Source organism: Cyanobium usitatum str. Tous (genome assembly GCF_963920485.1).
GTDB lineage: Bacteria > Cyanobacteriota > Cyanobacteriia > PCC-6307 > Cyanobiaceae > Cyanobium_A > Cyanobium_A usitatum_A.
In genome coordinates, this window is record NZ_OY986431.1 from 1,965,552 (window position 1) to 1,982,738 (window position 17,187).

A 17,187-nucleotide genomic window follows, 5' to 3' on the forward strand; every position below is an offset into this window, starting at 1 on the left:
CCGCATCAGACCTATCCGGCTGCATCGCCTGGAGCTGCTGCGTTTCCGCAATATCAGCCGGCTGGAGCTGAGCCTGGAGGCTCCCCGGCTGCTGGTGGTCGGGGCCAATGGCGAGGGCAAATCCAACCTGCTGGAAGCGGTGGAATTACTTGGCTGCCTGCGCTCCCACCGCACCAGTAGCGATCGTGATTTGATCCAGCACGGCGAGGCCAGCAGCCAGGTGCGCGCCCTCACCAGCGGCGGCGACCAGCTGCAGCTGGAGCTGCGCCGAAGTGCCGGCAGGCAGGCCCAGCGCAACGGCAAGCAGCTGGAGCGCCAGCTCGACCTGCTGGGTTCGCTGCGCTGCGTGGGCTTCAGCGCCCTCGACCTCGAGCTGGTGCGGGGCGAACCGGCCGGCCGGCGTCAATGGCTCGACCGGGTGGTGCTGCAGCTCGAGCCTCTCTACGGCGACCTGCTGAGTCGCTACGGCCGACTGCTACGCCAGCGCAGCCAGTTGCTGCGGCGCGGCCTGGGGGGGGCCAGCCTGCTGGCCCTACTCGACACCTTTGATCTGCAAATGGCCGTGATCGGCACCCGCTTGCACCGGCGCCGCTTCCGGGCGATCCGGCGCCTCGAGCCCCTGGCCGCAGCCTGGCAGGAGCGGCTCAGCGGCGGCCGGGAACAGCTGCAACTGAATTACCAAAGCGGCACCGTCTTGGCGGGAGAGGAGGCTGAGGAGCCTTGGCGTCAATCCCTGCTTGAGCAGCTACAGCTGCAACGCCAGGAGGAACTGCGGCTGGGCCAATGCACGGTGGGGCCCCACCGGGACGAACTAGAGCTGGCCCTAGCCGGCCAACCGGCCCGCCGCTATGGCTCGGCTGGCCAGCAGCGCACATTGGTACTGGCTCTCAAGCTGGCTGAGCTCGAGCTTGTGGGCTCCGTCCTGGGGGAGCCACCCCTGCTGCTCCTCGACGACGTGCTCGCCGAGCTAGATCCGGAGCGGCAACAATTGCTGCTCGAAGCGGTGGGCGAAGGTCACCAGTGCCTGGTGAGTGCCACCCACCTGGGAGCCTTCAGTGGGGGCTGGCAGGCCGAAAGCCAGGTGGTGCGGATGCGCGCCGGCCAGCTCGATCCGAAGATGCCAACTGACTTGGTCGGCTAGGCCTAGCCACTTAGTTGACAGCGTATGGTTGGAAGCTTGTTTGGTCGGATTCGATGACCCAGACCCTGCCCTGCCTCCACCCGAACCCGGGATGGACCGAGGCCCCTGCTGCTACCACCGCAGCCTCTCCCCTGCCTCACCAGATTTCCGAAACGGTCGGGAAACACTGCATCCTTGAGCTTTATGGCTGCGATAGCGCCAAGCTCGACGACGAAGTCTTCCTGAGGGACACCATCACCGCAGCAGCGAAGCGTGCCGGTGCCACCCTCCTCAACCTGATCACCCACCGATTCGAACCCCAAGGGGTTACGGGATTGGCCCTGCTGGCCGAATCCCATATCTCGATTCACACCTGGCCGGAATCGGGCTACGCGGCGGTTGATGTGTTCACCTGCGGTGATCACACGATGCCGGAAAAAGCCTGTGCGGTGCTCGCCGCCGAGCTTTCAGCCAACGACCACAAGCTCACCAGCTTCCGCCGCGAGACGCCGCCGTCGATTGCTGAGAGCCCGCGTGATCCGTTGCAGGAGCAGGGGTTCACCGCCGCGGTGACCCTCTGATCTCGGCCGGCTAATCACCGCTTGGCTGAGCCCAGTTCCCGGTTGAGCTTGCCGCTCACCAGCCCCTCCAGATCCAGCCCCACGGCGCTAAAACCCATCTCCAGGAAGGCGGCCACCAGCGCCTGCCTGGTTTCGGGCTTGGCCCACAAACCCAGGGCGCGATCCAATTGGGCGGCAGGCAGTTCAATCCGAGCTGTCTGCCCCTGGGAGCGCACGCGCACCTGGGGCCAGCCCCGTGCCAACAACCAGGCTTCCGCTGCAGCCACGCGCTGCAGCCGCTCTGCCGTGATCGGTTCGCCGTAGGGAAAGCGCGAGGCCAGACAGGGCTGGGCCGGCTTGTCCCACCAGGGCAACCCCAGGGCCCGAGAAAGCTGGCGTACGCCGGCCTTGTCGAGGCCCACCTCCGCCAGGGGCGAGCGCACACCGAATTCCTTTGCGGCCCGAATGCCGGGCCGATGATCACCCAGATCCTCGGCATTGACGCCATCGAGCACGGTCGCCCCTGCCGCCGCGGCCGCGATCGGCGCCAGCAGCCGGTGCAGCTCCCGCTTGCAGGCGTAGCAGCGCTGCTCAGGGTTACTGGCGTAGGCCGGATCTGCCAGCTCCGCCGTAGCGATCTCCCGGTGGGCGATCCGCAGCCAGCGAGCCTGCTCCGCCGCCTCCGCCCGCAGGTGGGGGGCTAGCGCCGGCGACACACCCGTAATCGCCAAAGCTGCCTCGCCGCGTTGCTCTACGGCGAGGGCAGCCACCAGGGCGCTATCTACCCCACCGGAATAGGCCAACACCAACCGATCTAGGCACGCCAACTGCTGACGCAACGAAGCCAGCGCCAGCTCCAGCGGCGGCGGCAACGGCTCCAACAGGGAAAACAACATCGCCACCAAACTCCTGCCCAGATCTTGGCAACCCCTACCCCAATGACGCCGGTAACATCCCCATATGAGCAGCACCCAGACGCCGCAAAGGGGAACGGGCCGGGGCATCGGCATCCGTACGGCGGCCGGCAGCGATGAGCGCGCCCACGGCCAGCTGCACGTCTATGACGGCGATGGCAAGGGCAAAAGCCAGGCGGCCCTAGGGGTGGTTCTGCGCACCATCGGCCTGGGTATCTGCGAGCAAAAACGCACCCGGGTGCTGCTGCTGCGCTTTCTCAAGGGGCCCGGCCGGGCCTACGACGAAGACGCCGCCATAGAAGCCCTGCAACAGGGCTTCCCCCACCTGATCGACCAGGTGCGCACCGGCAGGGGAGACTTTTTCAGCGCCGAGGAAGCCACCCGTTTCGACCGACAGGAGGCCCAACGGGGCTGGGACATCGCCAAAGGGGCCATCGCCAGCGACCTTTACTCGGTGGTGGTGCTCGACGAGCTCAACCCGGTGCTGGATCTGGGCCTGCTTGATGTCGAAGATGTGGCCCGCACCCTGGCGGCCAAACCCGACGGCATGGAGGTGATCTGCACAGGTCGCGGTGCGCCCCGCCAGCTGGTGCAACTGGCCGACCTGCACTCGGAAATGCGCGCCCACCAGGGCCCCGGCGGCCTGGAAGGCGTCGAGATTTACACCGGTGAAGGCAAGGGGAAATCCACCAGCGCCCTGGGTAAGGGGCTGCAGGCGATCGGCCGTGGCATCAGCCAGGACAAAAGCCACCGGGTGCTGATCCTGCAGTGGCTCAAAGGTGGCGCTGGCTATACCGAAGATGCCGCCATCGCCGCTCTGCGCGAGAGCTATCCCCACTTAGTTGATCACCTGCGCTCCGGGCGCGATGCAATCGTGTGGCGCGGCCAGCAGCAACCGATCGACTACGTGGAAGCTGAGCGGGCCTGGGAGATCGCCCGGGCCGCCATCTCTAGCGGCCTCTACAAAACGGTCATCCTCGATGAAATCAACCCGACAGTTGATCTGGAGCTACTGCCGGTGGAGCCGATCGTGCAAACCCTGCTGCGCAAGCCCGCTGAAACGGAAGTAATCCTCACCGGCCGCTGTAAAAACCGCCCTGCCTATTTCGACCTGGCTTCGGTGCACTCCGAGATGGTGTGCCACAAGCATTACGCCGAGCGCGGCGTCGATCTCAAGCGGGGCGTGGATTATTGAGGCTGGATTACTTACTGAAACCAAGCCTCAGTAGCGCATCACACTCGGATCAACTTCCTGGCTCCAGGCGTCAATGCCTCCGGCCACGTTGATTCCCTCGATGCCGTGGCGTTTCAGAGCGATCAGGGCCTTGGCACTGCGGCCACCCAGCTTGCAGTGGACGTAAAGGGTTTTGCCGGCCACCAGCTGCTGGATGCGTTCGACGGCCGTGCCGTTCTCGATCTGATCGAGAGGGATCAAAACGGCGCCAGGAATCACGGCGATCTCCGCCTCGGGGGGGTTGCGCACGTCGATCAGCACCAGGCCACTGGTGTCACCATCCAGCAGCACTTTGAGCTCGCCCACGCCGATGCTCTCCACAGCTCCGGATTCTTCCTGGCCCGGGGCGGTGCCGCCAACGCCGCAAAACTCCTGGTAGTCAATAAGTTTGTCGATCACGGGGCGCTCCGGGTTCGGCCGCAGCTTCAGCTCGCGGAACTTCATCGCCAGGGCATCGAAAAGCAGCAGCCGGCCGCTGAGGGTGGTGCCTATGCCGGTGATGATCTTCACCGCCTCGGTGGCCTGGATCACACCGATGATTCCGGGCAGCACCCCCACCACTCCGCCCTCGGCGCAGGAGGGCACCATGCCCGGCGGCGGCGGCTCAGGGAAAAGGTCCCGGTAGTTAGGGCTGGCTGCATCCAGGTTGAACACCGTGGCCTGACCTTCAAAGCGGAAGATCGAGCCGTAGACATTTGGCTTACCCAGCAGCACGCAGGCGTCGTTCACCAGGTAGCGGGTGGGGAAGTTGTCTGTGCCGTCGCAGACCAGGTCGTAGCCGGAGATGATCTCCAGGGCATTTTCGCTGGTGAGGGCCGTCTCGTAGAGATCCACCTGGCAGTGGGGATTGAGCTCCAGGATGCGGGCCTTGGCAGATTCGATCTTGGGCTTGCCAACCCAGCTGGTGCCATGGATCACCTGGCGCTGGAGGTTGGAGTGGTCGACCACGTCGAAATCGACGATGCCGAGCCGGCCTACGCCGGCAGCCGCTAGATAAAGAAGCAAGGGCGAGCCCAGCCCACCGGTGCCCACGCACAGAACAGAAGCAGCCTTGAGCCGCTTTTGCCCCTCCATACCCACCTCTGGCAGGATCAGGTGCCGGGCAAAGCGAGCCACCTCATCGGGGCTGAGCTGGACGCCGCTGGTGTCGGGAGGAAGCATGGCCTCTTGGATCAGGCCCCCATTCTCCATGGCAGGCGCAGGGGCGGAGCCGGAGCTTCCGGCAGCCACCAGGCAACCAACTCCCCACCAAGGTTTTGGGCCCCGAGAATCACCATCAAAGTGGATACCCCACAGAGACTGCGATCGGTGTCAGAAGGCACGGCCCCACTGGTGGGGTGGCTGTGGGCCGAGCCCAGCAGCTCCAGCCCCTGCTCCCTGCCCCACTTCTGCGCCTGCAGCTGCTCCCTTGGGTCAATCGCAAATCGACGGCAGCGCTGCTGAGGCTGGGGCCAGACGTTGCAACACGGCCAGATCAGGCGCAGTTGCCAGTCGTAGTCCAAGCGTTCACCCAGCAGCAGGGCACAGCCCTCCTCCGGTTCGGCGCTGGCCAGGATGGGGCGCAAAACGGTGAGCAGGTGCAGATCTGCCCTGATTTGCTCTGGCGCTTGGGAGAACACACCGATACCTTATGAATCATTCCAAACATTCGCCTTCCAACCGGTCCATGAGCGATACCACCACCGACGCGGTTGAGCAGGGCACTGCCACTGAAGTGGAGACTGACGCCACCTCCGGTGCCGCCGAAGTCAGCTTCAGTGAGCGTTACAGCGACATACTTGCCAAGGTGAACGGCACCCTGGACCAGGTGGACTGGAGCCAGATGGGCCGGATCGGCAAAGCCAGCGGCGTAATTCTGGCTGTGATCGTCGCTCAGATCCTGATCAAAGGAGTGCTCGACGCAATCAACCTGCTGCCCGTGGTTCCCGGCCTGCTGGAGCTGCTCGGCTTGGTGATTGTCGGCCAGTGGAGTTGGCACAACCTCACCACCAGCGAAAAGCGTGGTGCCGTGGTGGCCAAGGTCCAAAACCTCCGCAAGGAATATCTGGGCTAATCAGCAGCTATTAAGAAGCAGCTGATCAATTGTGGTTTGAGCCTGGCGTCCCCAGCCGCCGCCAAACAAGTTGGCGTGATTCAAAAGGTGATACAGGTTGTAGAGGGCGACCCGACCCTTAGCCCCAGGCTCCAGCGGCCATCCATTTTCGTAGCCGCTAAAAAAAGCCTTCGGAAACCCGCCGAATAGCTGGGCCATCGCCAGATCCACTTCCCGATCTCCCCAGAAACAGGCGGGATCGAAAATTGTGCTGCAGCCATTGCTCAGCAGGCCCGCATTGCCGCACCAGAGATCCCCGTGCACTAGCGCCGGCTCACAGTGATGGCCGCTCAGCCATCGGGGCACCAGCTCCAGCAGCTCCCGTGCTCCCCGCAGCGGCTCTCCCCGGCTAGCGGCCCAGGCCAGCTGGGGCGCCAAGCGGCACTCCGCAAAAAACACCCCCCAATCGGAGCGCCAGCCGTTGGGCTGGGGGGCTGATCCAATGAAGTTGTCTGCTGCAGCGCCGTAGCCCTGGGCTGGTGCCGAGCCGGCACTGCTGCGGTGCAGCTGGGCCAAGGCCTGGCCGCATTGAAACCAACCACTTTCAGCTGCGGCGCCAAGTGAGCCTGCCAACTGAAGCCAGCTGAGCAGCAGCACGGCGCGATCGCCGGCCACTCCCCAGGCCAGGGGCTCTGGAATCACCAGAGCGGCGGGCGCATGGTGGGCCAACTGCTGCAGGCCGTTTAGCTCCGCCTCAAACATGGCCAGGGCGGCGGCCGCATTGGTCTTGGCAAACACGCTGCGACCATCGGCCAACTCCAGCCGCCAGGCCTGGTGGATACAACCACCCCCCAGCGGCGCCTGGGCCACCACGGCGCAGCCGAGCTGCTGCTCTACCCAGGCCTGCATCGCGCGCCCGCGCACTTGGTTGCCAGCATGGCGCCATGGAGAAGCGCCTCGATGTGGTGGTGGTGGGCGCCGGCATCGCCGGCCTCACCGCCGCAGCCCTACTGGCCCGGGAGGGACTAACGGTGGAACTGCTGGAAGCCCACCAGCAGAGCGGCGGCTGCGCCGGCACCTTCCGCCGCGGCCCTTACACCTTTGATGTGGGCGCCACCCAGGTGGCAGGCCTGGAACCGGGCGGCAGCCACCAGCGCCTGCTGGCCCACTTCGGTCTGCCCCTACCGCAGGCCACCCCCCTGGATCCAGCCTGCGTGGTGGATCTGGCCGATGGCCGGCCACCGGTGCGGATCTGGCGCGATCCAGCTCGCTGGAAGGCCGAGCGGGAGCAGCAGTTTCCCGGCAGCGGCCGCTTCTGGCAGCTCTGCGCCACCCTGCATGGTGCCAACTGGGCTTTTGCAAGCCGCGATCCGGTGCTGCCGCCGCGCAGCCTCTGGGACCTGGGCCAGCTGCTGCCGGCCCTAAGGCCCGCCAACCTGGCCAGTGGCCTACTCGCTGCCGCCAGCGTGGCTGATCTGCTCACGCTCACGGGCTGTGGCGGGGATCCACGCCTGCGCCGCTTCCTGGATCTGCAGCTACGCCTGTACTCCCAGGAGCCAGCAGAGCGCACCGCCGCCCTCTATGGCGCCACCGTGCTGGCCATGGGCCAGGCACCGCTTGGGCTCTGGCACCTGCAGGGCTCCATGCAGGTGCTCAGCCAGCAGCTGGAGCAGGCCCTGGCTGCCGGCGGCGGCCAGCTGCGACTGCGTCACCGGGTGAGCGGCCTGGAGCGCAGCAACGAGCCTGGAGGCGGGGCGGGCTGGCGGGTACGGGGCGAGCGCTTCGAACGGCAGGCCGCCGATGTGGTGCTGGCGCTGCCGGTGCAGAGCCTGCCCGCTCTGCTGGGCGAGCAGCTACCCGCGGGCTACCGGCAACGGCTGGCCCAGCTCCCCGATCCCTCCGGCGCGTTGGTGTTCTATGGCGCAGTGGAGCGAGCCCTGCTGCCTGCCAACTGCCCCGCCCACCTACAACTCGATTGGGCCGATCCGGGCACCTTGTTTGTGTCGGTGAGCCACGAGGGCGACGGCCGGGCGCCGGCGGGCCTGGCCACGGTGATCGCCAGCGTGTTCACAGCAGCGAAGCCCTGGTTTGGCCTCGAAGCCACCGCCTACGACCAAGCCAAGGCAGAAGCGCTGGCCGCCATGCAGAGGGGGTTGGAGTCGCTGCTGGGCATCAACTCAGAACAGTGGCGCCACGCTGAGCTGGCCACACCCCGGGGTTTTGAGCGCTGGACAGGGCGGCCCTTTGGCTTTGTGGGCGGCCTGGGACAGCACCCCAGCCGCTTCGGGCCCTTCGGCCTGGCCAGCCGCACCCCCCTGCCGGGCCTGTGGCTGTGCGGCGATTCGATCCACCCCGGCGAGGGCACCGCCGCCGTTGGCCTCTCAGCCCTGATGGCCTGCCGGCAGCTGCTGGCAGAGCGGGGCCAAACCCTGAACCTCAACACTTAGCCGTGTCTGGGGGATCAGAGAAACTGCGGCCGCAACTCCTGGCTGCGATCGAGCTCCTGCCGCAAGCCCTGCCAGTCCCCCTGGCTCACCTGCTGCTCGAGGGCTTCCAACTGCTGCCGGTAGAGCGCCAGCGCCACTAACAGCGCCTCGCGGTTGCAGCGGGCCATCAGGGTGCCCAACTCCGGATTGCCGCCGCCCACCCGGCTGGTGTCGGCAAAGCCGCTCGAAGCCAGGGCGCGCACTAGGCCAGCTAGATCCCCGGCGCCCGCAGCGCCCGCCCGATCAGCCGTCTGCAGCAGGGCGGCACCCACCAACACAGGCAGGTGGGAGATCAGCGCCACCGCTTGGTCGTGCTCAGCGGCGCCGCAACAGAGCCAGTGGGCCCCCACAGCCTGGGCCAAGCCCTGAACCAACGCCAGCGCCTGCGGATCGGTGGCGGCAGAGGGGGTCGCCACCCAAGGGCGCCCGCGAAACAACCCCTGCTGCCCCGCCTCCACGCCCGCCTCAGCCGTACCAGCCATCGGATGACTGGCGACAAAACGGGGATGCAAGCCCTGCCAGAGCTGCAGCACCGGCGCCTTCACCGAACCCACATCGGTGATCACCGCCTGGGGTGGCAACGCCGCCAGCAACTCCGGCGGCGGCTCCAGCAGCCGGTCTAGGGGCAGGGCCAACACCACCAGGCTGCAGCCGGCCAGCACGGCAGGATTGGTATCCACCTCGGTGGCCAGGAGCCGCTGCCGGGCTCGCTCGGCGGTGGCCTCACGGTGCACTAAGGCACGCACCTCCACGCCTTGGTGCTGCAAATCCAGGCCCAGGGAGCCACCAATCAATCCCAAGCCCACGATCCCCACGGGCCCCTGCCGCCACGGATTGACGGTGCTGCGAGCACGAGCCTGGGGGCTGGGCAAGGAATCGGGAGTCATCGGGGGGCAGGAGCCATGCCGCCAGCTTCCTACGCTTTTGATCTGTTGGCTGGCTGGGAATGCTCGAAGCCCGCGCCCATCAGCAACTCAAAGCCCTGTTGCACCAGGAGGGCAGTGCTCCCTGGCCCCACCACCTCAGCCTCAGCCGCTTGGTGGCCCGCAGCCTGCGCCGCGGCGACCACACCCTGGTGCGAATAGCACCAGGCAGCGAGCCCAGCTGGTGGATCAGCCTGCTGGTACCCCTGGCCCTGAGCGAGTGCCCCCTGGCCATAGTGGTGGGCGAGGCCCAACGCCAACGGCTGCTGCAGGTGGAGCTGCCCAGGCTGGCAAAGGCCGAACCAAGCATGGCCCTGGCCTGCTTCGAGGGCGACCAAGCACCAGAAGCTGCCCGCGTCTGGCTGCTTAGCCATCAGCAGCTGGTGGCGGCCTGGCAACAGGGGTGGCTGGGGGAGCGCCAACTGGTGATCCCGGAGGCTGAACAGCTCGACGCCCTGCTGCGCCAAGCGTTGGAGGTGGTGGTCACACCCCAGCACTGGGACCAACTGCGGCGGGCCCAGCCCGCGGCCGAGTCCAGCCTGCTGAGCCTGCACCAACGGCTCAATCGCCGGGTGCTCAGCGCCCCCCGCCGTCCCAACCAGCTGGTGGCCTTGGCCCCAGACGACGAAGCTCCCCTGCGCCATCTACTGCAGCTGCTAAGCCCCCTACCCGCGCCATGGCCCGACTGGCTGGCCGCCAAGGGCGACGGCTGGACCAGCTGGGCCCAGCTGAATCCCCAACTGCTGCAATGGCAACTGCACCGCCACCCCCTCGAGCCCTTGGCGGTGCTGCGCGGTCTGCTGGAGGGGCGGGGTGCGGTGCTGCTGGGCCAACTTGCGCCGGGTAGTGAATTGGGGCTGCAGCCGGTTGTGGACCTAAATCTCGGCGATGCGCCCCTTGCCGACCCCCTGCCCCTATTTGCGCCGCTGCGCCAACCGCTGCCGAATAGCCCGAACTACGGACAGCACCTGCTCGAGCAAAGCCGGCGCCTGATCCTTGGCCAAGCAGGGCTAACAATCGTGCTGATCGATGACGACGCCCTGCGATTGGGACTTACCAGTGGGCTGGCAGCGGAATTCGGCAGTCGCGTAGGGCACGAGAGCACCGCGCCCGAGGCTAATGGGGTGATTTGTGGCCGCTGGTGCTGGTGGCTCCAGCAGCAGGCCCGGTTGCCGCTGCCAAGCCAGATCGTGATCGCCCTGCTGCCGATCGCCAGCCTCGAAGATCCACTCACCGCTGCGCGAGTAATGGCCCTGCGCCAGGAGGGCCGCGATTGGTTCCGAGAGGGCCTGCTGCCAGATGCCCTAACCCGTTTGCAGCTCGGTGTAGCGGGGCTTAGGCGCGAGGGCGCTGGCCGACTGGCCGTACTGGATGGGCGGCTGCGGGGGCGGAGCTGGGGCCGCCAGGTGCTCGCAGCCCTGGAACCCTGGATCAACCTCACCCGCCTACTGCCTCACTGACGTGGGATCCTGACTTCACCATTCAAGTAGCGGAGGCCATGGGGGAAGCCAAACGTCGCAGCATTCAGGGTCTGCCACCCAAGCTGGTTAAGCCGAAACGGCCCAAGGAAATTGACACCTCCCCCCGCATCGCAGCCTGGCTGCCTCTGACGCGCAACCAGGCTGATCGCTTCGTCACCCTCTCCACCAAAGGGGCCTGGATAGGCATCGGCGCCCTGGTGCTGTTCTGGCTGACGGTGCGTTTTGTCGGCCCCGCCGCCGGCTGGTGGAACCTGTCCGACGGCTAACCCGCCAAATCCTGAAGAAAAGATTAGAATCTTCTTGAATCCGCCGGGTCGTCGTGTTCCCACGCTTAGCCGAGCAGTACAGATCTGTGGTTCACGACCTGGTGATGAGTCTTCAGGCTCTCGCCAAAAGCCTTCAAGGCCGAGGCATTGCAGCCACTTGCTATGTGTGCGGTGATGGCCGGGATGGTCACGGGGCCTCTTTCGTCGCCAACCTCGACGCGAATCACATGGTTAGGTTTTTGGTTTCCGATTTCGGCATCAGCTGGGTGGAATCCCGCGATGGCCACGAACTGGTGAAACTGGAAGGAGCCGAAGCCATCCAGGAGCTGCAGCGAGTCGCTCAGGTGCTCCAAAGCCCCGTGGCAGCACAAGGATCGCGAACTCCATCTTCAGCCAACCTGCCTAACCCCAACCAGCTCAAGGGAGCATTCACTCTCCCTTGAGCTGGGGCCAGCCGCTCAGCTAGCCACCGACAACTCTTCGAGGCCATCGCCCGCTTCAGCGAGCCCTGATGCTGCAACAGCCGCCTTAGCAGCCGCGGCGAGGGGCTTCATGGAATTGGCGGTGACCTCTGAGCCCTCCTTCAGCTTTTGCCGAGTGAGCTGTTCAATCACCTCAGCCTGGGCTGGGTTTTGCTCCAGCCAGGTGATCGTGTTATCCCGACCCTGACCAATGTTGTCGCCCTCATAGCTGTACCAGGCACCTTTGCGGACCACCACACCGGTCTCCTCGGCCAGATCCAGCAAACAGCCCAGGGTGCTGATGCCACGGCCAAACAAGATGTCGAATTCAGCGATCCGGAAGGGCGGGGCGACTTTGTTTTTAGCCACCTTCACCTTGGCGCGGATGCCGTACTCCTCGGTGCCCCGCTTAAGGGTCTGAATCCGGCGAATATCTAAGCGCACCGATGCATAGAACTTGAGGGCATTACCACCAGTGGTGGTTTCCGGATTGCCATAGGTGACACCGATCTTCTGGCGCAGCTGGTTGAGGAATATCACGGTGCAGCCGGATTTACCGATGTTGCCGGTGATCTTGCGCATGGCCTGGCTCATCAGGCGAGCCTGGGCACCCACCGCCAGGTCCCCCATTTCGCCTTCAATTTCAGCGCGGGGGGTCAAGGCCGCCACCGAGTCGATCACCACGATGTCCACGGCGGCTGAACGCACCAGCTGGTCGACGATCTCCAAGGCCATCTCACCGGTATCCGGTTGGGAGACCAGCAGATTTTCAATGTCAACGCCAAGGGCCGCTGCATAGACGGGGTCGAGGGCATGCTCCGCATCCACAAAAGCAGCCACACCACCTCGCTTTTGCACCTCGGCAATGGCATGCAGCGTGAGGGTGGTCTTACCGGAACTCTCCGGCCCATAGACCTCCACTACGCGGCCCTTGGGATAGCCCCCACCCAGGGCCAGATCCAGGGTGAGGGCGCCGGTGCCTATGGTTTCCACCCGCATGCGGGACGCATCCCCCAGGCGCATGATCGAACCCTTGCCGAAATTGCGCTCGATCTGATTCAAGACAAGCCCCAAGGCCTTGTCGCGCTCGGCCGCTGCCCGACTATCGGCAGTGGAACTATTAGCTGAAGAGGCAGAAGCCAAAGAATTAGTAGCTGAAGAGGTGGTAGCAGCAGAAGTGGCAGAAGCCGAAGCAGAACTGGCTGAGGCGCGGGAAGCAGGGGGCACGGAAGAGCTGGAGGGGGAGTTAGGGGTAGCGGGCATAACAGCAATCAAATGCGAAGGAACAGGCCGCAAAGACGAAAAGCAGGGCGGGAGCGAGCCGTAAATCGGCATGACCCGCAGGTACGGCCTCCAGGCAAACCCGAAGACGGCCATCCTGCGACCTCTAAACAGCAAGTGCCCCCAAAGCGGGCCGGCGTATCAATTGCTTGTAGTACGAGCGTACTCTAGCTCACTGGGGCCATTGCGCCAGGGGGGCAGCAAATTGCTCCGGCGTCAGCCAGGCGATGTCAGCCGGCAAAGCCTCAGCGTCCTGGGGACCCAAATACCCCCAACTCACCAAAAAACAACGCACCGCTGCCAAGCGGGAATCAGCTCGCACCGTTGCCAGCGTGGGGCGTCGGTCTTCGACAAACCAGAGCGGTCGCCCCTGATCCAGCAGCTGGTGCAGCACCTCGGGCTTGCTGCCGTGCTCGTGGCCATAGAGGGCGCAAGGCTCTAGAGCCGCAGCCGCCAACAGCCTGGCCGCAAAAGCGGCGCCCTTGGTGGTGAGCACCACCCAGTCGGCCCCTTCCTGCCCCAAGCGCAGTAATCGCTCCTTCACCCCCGGGTAAAGCCTGTGGCGGGAAAGCCAGGCAGTAGGCGCTTCAGCGATGGCGGCATTGCGGACCTGCTCGAGCTGGCGCTGCAGCCGCTCCGGCTGCCACCCCCAACGGGCCAGAGCGGCAGGTAAGGCCCCGTCGTAATCGGCCAGCAACCCCTCCAGATTGAGCTCCGGGCGGCCCAGCTCCGCCGCCATCAGCACCATCTCCCAACCCTTGTGAATCAGGGGCCGCAAGCGGACGAAACCTGCCGGTGCCTGCTCGGGAAGCGCCAGCTCTGGAGCCAGCTGCAGGGCCGCCGCCCGGGCCGACCACCAGTATTCGGGCATGCCATCCATCAGCACCCCGTCGAAATCAAAGACGATCAGGGGGCCAGATCTAGCCCAAAAGCCAGTCGCAGCAGGAGGAGCGAAAGACATTGATCAAAACTGGGTCGCTAGGATTCGAACCTAGGAATGGCGGTACCAAAAACCGCTGCCTTACCGCTTGGCGACGACCCAATGGCGCTCTGGAAGAGCTTGAACCAAACCTAATGGATGGGCTCAACCGGAATTTCCGGTACCCAGATAGTTACCCATAGAGCCCGGTCCTTCGTCAACCGCAGCAGCCACCGGCTCCAAGCTCAAGCAGGAAATAGCCGCAGCCGCTGCTCCACACCGCGGCCAAATACGGCGGTACGTAGCCGATAGCGATCAGCTAATTCCGCCTGCATCAGCCGCACCCTCTCGCTGCGGGGCAGCAGCTCTACGGGCTGGCCGTGGGGCAACACCACCTGTTCAACCGCCAGCCGGCATTCCTCCAGCCCGGCGAGCGCGTCATCGGCCTGGGCGCTGCAGGCAGCCACTGCGACTGGATCCTTTTGCGCCTGGCCCTCACGATGACGCTGGAGCAGCCGCTCTAGGGCGCGCTGCAGCTGGGGCGGGGCCGCCGACTTCAGGACCAAAATCGGCAGGCCCAGTTCCTGAGCCAGACGGCGCACCTGGGGATCACGGCCGAGATGTTGGCGCAGGCTGAGTACCGCGTCAGCCAGCTCGACACTGCCCACCAGCTCCACGGGCAACTGACGGGCCCGCACCACCTGCTCCAGCGGCCCCAGGCTGAGGCCCGCTCCGTACACCCGCAACATCGCTGCAGCGGCTTCAACCGCTGGGCGCTCTGACGCCCCGTCAGCATCCTCCAACTCGGGCAGGGGTGCGGCCGCCAGCCGTGGTCGCCCATGGGGCCGCGGCGCCACCGCCTCCCTGGTGGCTGGGGCAGGCGCTGACTCCTGTTGCCGCTGCAGCTGCCCATCAGCGCCGAGCTCCCGAATCTCGGGGCGCCCCCCCTGGCCCCGCAACAGCATGTCCACCGTGCGGGCCACATCCCTGTGCACGTGCCAACGATGGCGGCTGTGCATCTCCACCGCCATGGCGAAAGTGGGCTCGGCAGCCCTCTCCAACACAGTTTTCTGCGTGCGGCGGCGGCGGGCCTCCTCATCGCCGAGCGTCACCGCCTGAATACCACCCACCAGATCGGAGAGGGTGGGGTTTTTGATCAAGTTTTCAATGGCATTGCCATGGGCCGTGGCCACGAGCATTACGCCACGCTCGGCAATGGTGCGAGCCGCCTGGGCCTCCAGCTCGGTGCCGATCTCGTCAATAACGATTACCTCGGGCATGTGGTTTTCCACGGCCTCGATCATCACCTGGTGCTGAAGCTCCGGCCTGGCTACCTGCATGCGCCGGGCCCCGCCGATGGCGGGATGGGGAATGTCGCCATCCCCGGCGATTTCATTGCTGGTGTCAATCACCACCACCCGCTTGCCCAGGTCGTCGGCCAGCACCCGGGCGATCTCTCGCAGGGCCGTGGTCTTGCCCACACCAGGGCGCCCCATCAACAGCAGCGACTCGCCGGCGTCGAGCAGATCGCGCACCATGGCCACCGTGCCAAACACTGCCCTGCCCACCCGGCAGGTGAGTCCCACGACCGTGCCACTGCGATTGCGGATCGCACTGATGCGATGCAGGGTGCGCTCAATGCCGGCACGGTTGTCGCCGCCGAAGCTGCCGAGTCGCTCCACCACTGCAGCCAGGTCGGCGCGCTCCAGGGGCTGATTGCCCAGGGCGCTTACCTGGCCCGGGTAACGGGCCTCAGGCACCCGGCCCAGGTCCAGCACAACCTCAAGCAACTGCTCACGCGACTCGGCGGTCGCCAGGGCCGCCTGCACCAGCTCAGGCAGTAGGGCCAGCAGGCGATCGAGGTCGTCGGTGACGCGCTGGGTGGCGATCAAAGCAGGGCTGGACACCGAATCGCATGGCACTACGTACGTTCTAGCCAGGGATTAACAAGCTCCCGAGCCAGCCCCAGGGCCAGGGGGAAAAGCTCGGCATCGGCCAGCAAAGAGCGTCCCCGCCCCTGGGCCTCAAGTAGCAGGGGCTGCAACAGCCGGCGAGCCACGCCACCAAAGGCGACGCCAGCGATTCGATGCTGCAAGGGATAGCTCCTCAACTGCGGCAGCGTGTGGCCGTTGGTGCCCCCAGCGAGCTGCACCGGGCCGGGGGGAGCCTGGGGGAGCAAGGCCGCAACCAACTTGACGGCGGCACGGGCCGTACCCGCCCCCAGATCACCACTCATCGGCCGGCCATCGAGCTGCCAGAGGGGACGAAAGCCGGCGCCGCGCAGCAGGATGAAGCGCTGCCATAGCTCCGCCACCAGCGCAGGGGGCGACTGGGCTGTGCCCTCAAGACCCGCACTCACCGCCAGCCGCCGCAGCTGCACGCCACTGGCCCGCAGCTGGCCAACCCGCTCCGCAAAGGCCACGCCGCGACCGGGGTGGGTGTGCAGTTCCACCGCATCAGGGCGCAACTGGGCAAGCAGGGGAGGCACATCAGCCCCTGCCAGCACCTGACTCCGCTCCTCAATTAGGCCGTGGGGGCAGGCCGGCAGGCAGCGGCCACAGCCGTAGCAGCGCTCCGCCAAGACTCCTGGAGCGCCAGTAGCGGCCAAGCCAATGGCCAAGGCCGGACAAACCCGCTCACAGGGGCGGGGGCAGGCCGGCGGGCAGCAAGCGGGGTCGAACCAAGCCTTGCGGAAATGGGGATCGTCGCCATCGCTGAGGCTCAACATCAGCCAGGGGCGGCTGGCTCCACGGGCTTCGGCCCAATCAATCCCGCGGCGGATCGCGGCCACCACAGCCGCATCTACCGCGCCATCTATACAGTGCACCCCGGCAAGAGAAAAGATGCCGCAGAGGTCTTCGATCGCAGCCAGATCCTGGTTGCTAGCCCCGCAGATCAACTTGACCCAGCGCCCCGAGGCGAGAGCCTCCTCAGGCGTCAAGCAGCTGCTCAAGGGGCTGCCAGCGCAGTTCCCGGGAACCGCCCATCTCCACCACAAGCTTGAGCCGGGGCTCACGCTGGCAGAGGGCAATCAGGGAGCCCAATTCAGCTTGAGATAGGACCTGCCCCTCCAACAACCAAAGCAGGATCGGCTGCGTGCCCTCGAGCAAAGCCCCCAATTGGGGCATCACCCGCTGCACCTCGCCCACGGCTGCACCCCTGCCCACGCTCTGGTGACCCAGGTGGGGCGGACGTACACCGTGCAACTGCAAAAGAAAGGCCTCAGGATCACCAAGCCCCCGCGCCGAGGTGAGCTGGGCGCGATAACCAACGGCCCGCATCCGTCGCATCAAGCGAGTCTCTGCGCCGCCCTCAAGGGGTGCAAATAGGGCCAGAGCACCAGCGCGCTCAAGGTCCTGGCGGAAACCGCGACCGGAGAGCAGCAGGGGCATTACGGGTAATTGCTAGCTAGACACCACTTTGACAGCCCAGGACCGGTTAGGTGGTGGGGTATGTTCATCAACTGTGCCATTGATATGTGCCCGACCGCTAGCCGGGCCTCCAGATCAC

The 17,187-nt window shown here is 65.8% G+C and carries 19 protein-coding genes and 1 tRNA gene; 9 read left to right on the forward strand and 11 right to left on the reverse strand.

The window, feature by feature from the left end; all coding sequences use genetic code 11:
• The first annotated feature begins 28 nt into the window (after window positions 1-28).
• Window positions 29-1,141 (forward strand): DNA replication/repair protein RecF, encoded by a 1,113-nt coding sequence (recF, locus tag U9970_RS10675; RefSeq protein WP_322766110.1) that lies wholly within the window; start codon window positions 29-31, stop codon window positions 1,139-1,141.
• Window positions 1,142-1,194: 53 nt separating this feature from the next.
• Window positions 1,195-1,701, forward strand: coding sequence for an adenosylmethionine decarboxylase (gene speD / locus U9970_RS10680; protein WP_322764206.1), 507 nt, complete (start codon window positions 1,195-1,197; stop codon window positions 1,699-1,701).
• Between the two features lie 14 nt (window positions 1,702-1,715).
• Here the strand turns inward: speD and larE are convergent, their stop codons facing one another.
• Complete coding sequence (larE, locus tag U9970_RS10685) at window positions 1,716-2,576, reverse strand: ATP-dependent sacrificial sulfur transferase LarE (RefSeq protein ID WP_322764207.1); 861 nt, start codon at window positions 2,574-2,576, stop codon at window positions 1,716-1,718.
• Window positions 2,577-2,640: 64 nt separating this feature from the next.
• Here larE and U9970_RS10690 point away from each other — a divergent pair, with 64 nt between their 5' ends.
• Window positions 2,641-3,789 carry a cob(I)yrinic acid a,c-diamide adenosyltransferase gene (locus U9970_RS10690; protein WP_254937611.1) on the forward strand — a complete coding sequence of 383 codons (1,149 nt, stop codon included), beginning with the start codon at window positions 2,641-2,643 and terminating at the stop codon, window positions 3,787-3,789.
• 27 nt (window positions 3,790-3,816) lie between these two features.
• On the opposite strand, the gene moeB is transcribed toward U9970_RS10690, so the two are convergent.
• Window positions 3,817-4,989, reverse strand: a complete 1,173-nt coding sequence (moeB, locus tag U9970_RS10695) for a molybdopterin-synthase adenylyltransferase MoeB (RefSeq protein WP_322764208.1) — start codon at window positions 4,987-4,989, stop codon at window positions 3,817-3,819.
• Window positions 4,990-5,000: 11 nt separating this feature from the next.
• A complete protein-coding gene (locus tag U9970_RS10700) occupies window positions 5,001-5,447 on the reverse strand; it encodes a M67 family metallopeptidase (RefSeq protein WP_322764209.1) in 447 nt (148 codons plus the stop codon).
• A gap of 47 nt (window positions 5,448-5,494) precedes the next feature.
• On the opposite strand from U9970_RS10700, the gene U9970_RS10705 reads away from it, so the two are divergent.
• Complete coding sequence (locus tag U9970_RS10705; protein ID WP_322764210.1) at window positions 5,495-5,881, forward strand: CAAD domain-containing protein; 387 nt, start codon at window positions 5,495-5,497, stop codon at window positions 5,879-5,881.
• On the opposite strand, the gene U9970_RS10710 is transcribed toward U9970_RS10705, so the two are convergent.
• Entirely contained in the window at window positions 5,882-6,769 is an 888-nt protein-coding gene (locus U9970_RS10710; RefSeq protein WP_322764211.1) for a fructosamine kinase family protein, read from the reverse strand.
• 35 nt (window positions 6,770-6,804) lie between these two features.
• Between U9970_RS10710 and crtD the strand changes: the two genes are divergently transcribed.
• On the forward strand, window positions 6,805-8,307 hold the full coding sequence (crtD, locus tag U9970_RS10715; protein WP_322764212.1) for a C-3',4' desaturase CrtD: 1,503 nt from the start codon (window positions 6,805-6,807) through the stop codon (window positions 8,305-8,307).
• Window positions 8,308-8,321: 14 nt separating this feature from the next.
• Here crtD and U9970_RS10720 read toward each other — a convergent pair whose 3' ends face one another.
• A complete protein-coding gene (locus tag U9970_RS10720; RefSeq protein ID WP_322764213.1) occupies window positions 8,322-9,233 on the reverse strand; it encodes a prephenate/arogenate dehydrogenase in 912 nt (303 codons plus the stop codon).
• 59 nt (window positions 9,234-9,292) lie between these two features.
• Here U9970_RS10720 and U9970_RS10725 point away from each other — a divergent pair, with 59 nt between their 5' ends.
• The 3 genes from U9970_RS10725 to U9970_RS10735 are packed head-to-tail and all read left to right on the forward strand — an operon-like array spanning window position 9,293 to window position 11,459.
• On the forward strand, window positions 9,293-10,729 hold the full coding sequence (locus tag U9970_RS10725; protein ID WP_322764214.1) for a helicase: 1,437 nt from the start codon (window positions 9,293-9,295) through the stop codon (window positions 10,727-10,729).
• Window positions 10,730-10,767: 38 nt separating this feature from the next.
• Window positions 10,768-11,016, forward strand: coding sequence for a DUF2839 domain-containing protein (locus tag U9970_RS10730; protein ID WP_255024101.1), 249 nt, complete (start codon window positions 10,768-10,770; stop codon window positions 11,014-11,016).
• A gap of 53 nt (window positions 11,017-11,069) precedes the next feature.
• On the forward strand, window positions 11,070-11,459 hold the full coding sequence (locus tag U9970_RS10735; RefSeq protein WP_255024102.1) for a DUF1815 family protein: 390 nt from the start codon (window positions 11,070-11,072) through the stop codon (window positions 11,457-11,459).
• A gap of 15 nt (window positions 11,460-11,474) precedes the next feature.
• Here U9970_RS10735 and recA read toward each other — a convergent pair whose 3' ends face one another.
• Window positions 11,475-12,620 (reverse strand): recombinase RecA, encoded by a 1,146-nt coding sequence (gene recA, locus U9970_RS10740; protein ID WP_322766111.1) that lies wholly within the window; start codon window positions 12,618-12,620, stop codon window positions 11,475-11,477.
• Between recA and U9970_RS10745 the strand changes: the two genes are divergently transcribed.
• Window positions 12,556-12,804, forward strand: coding sequence for a hypothetical protein (locus U9970_RS10745; RefSeq protein WP_322766160.1), 249 nt, complete (start codon window positions 12,556-12,558; stop codon window positions 12,802-12,804). The two genes, recA and U9970_RS10745, sit on opposite strands and share 65 nt — an antisense overlap.
• Before the next feature lie 126 nt (window positions 12,805-12,930).
• On the opposite strand, the gene U9970_RS10750 is transcribed toward U9970_RS10745, so the two are convergent.
• From U9970_RS10750 to U9970_RS10770, 5 genes are all read right to left on the reverse strand, one after another.
• The gene (locus U9970_RS10750) at window positions 12,931-13,719 is read right to left on the reverse strand and encodes an HAD family hydrolase (protein ID WP_322764215.1); all 789 of its coding nucleotides are present in this window, start codon (window positions 13,717-13,719) and stop codon (window positions 12,931-12,933) included.
• Between the two features lie 9 nt (window positions 13,720-13,728).
• Window positions 13,729-13,800 (reverse strand) — tRNA-Gln (locus tag U9970_RS10755).
• Window positions 13,801-13,922: 122 nt separating this feature from the next.
• Window positions 13,923-15,566, reverse strand: coding sequence for an AAA family ATPase (locus U9970_RS10760; protein WP_322766112.1), 1,644 nt, complete (start codon window positions 15,564-15,566; stop codon window positions 13,923-13,925).
• A 32-nt stretch (window positions 15,567-15,598) separates the two neighbouring features.
• Window positions 15,599-16,618, reverse strand: coding sequence for a Light dependent period protein LdpA domain-containing protein (locus U9970_RS10765; RefSeq protein WP_322764216.1), 1,020 nt, complete (start codon window positions 16,616-16,618; stop codon window positions 15,599-15,601).
• Window positions 16,608-17,069: an NAD(P)H-quinone oxidoreductase subunit N gene (locus tag U9970_RS10770; RefSeq protein ID WP_255021739.1), complete on the reverse strand. Its 462-nt coding sequence runs from the start codon at window positions 17,067-17,069 to the stop codon at window positions 16,608-16,610. The genes U9970_RS10765 and U9970_RS10770 overlap by 11 nt, the downstream gene beginning before the upstream one ends.
• Window positions 17,070-17,187: the final 118 nt, after the last annotated feature.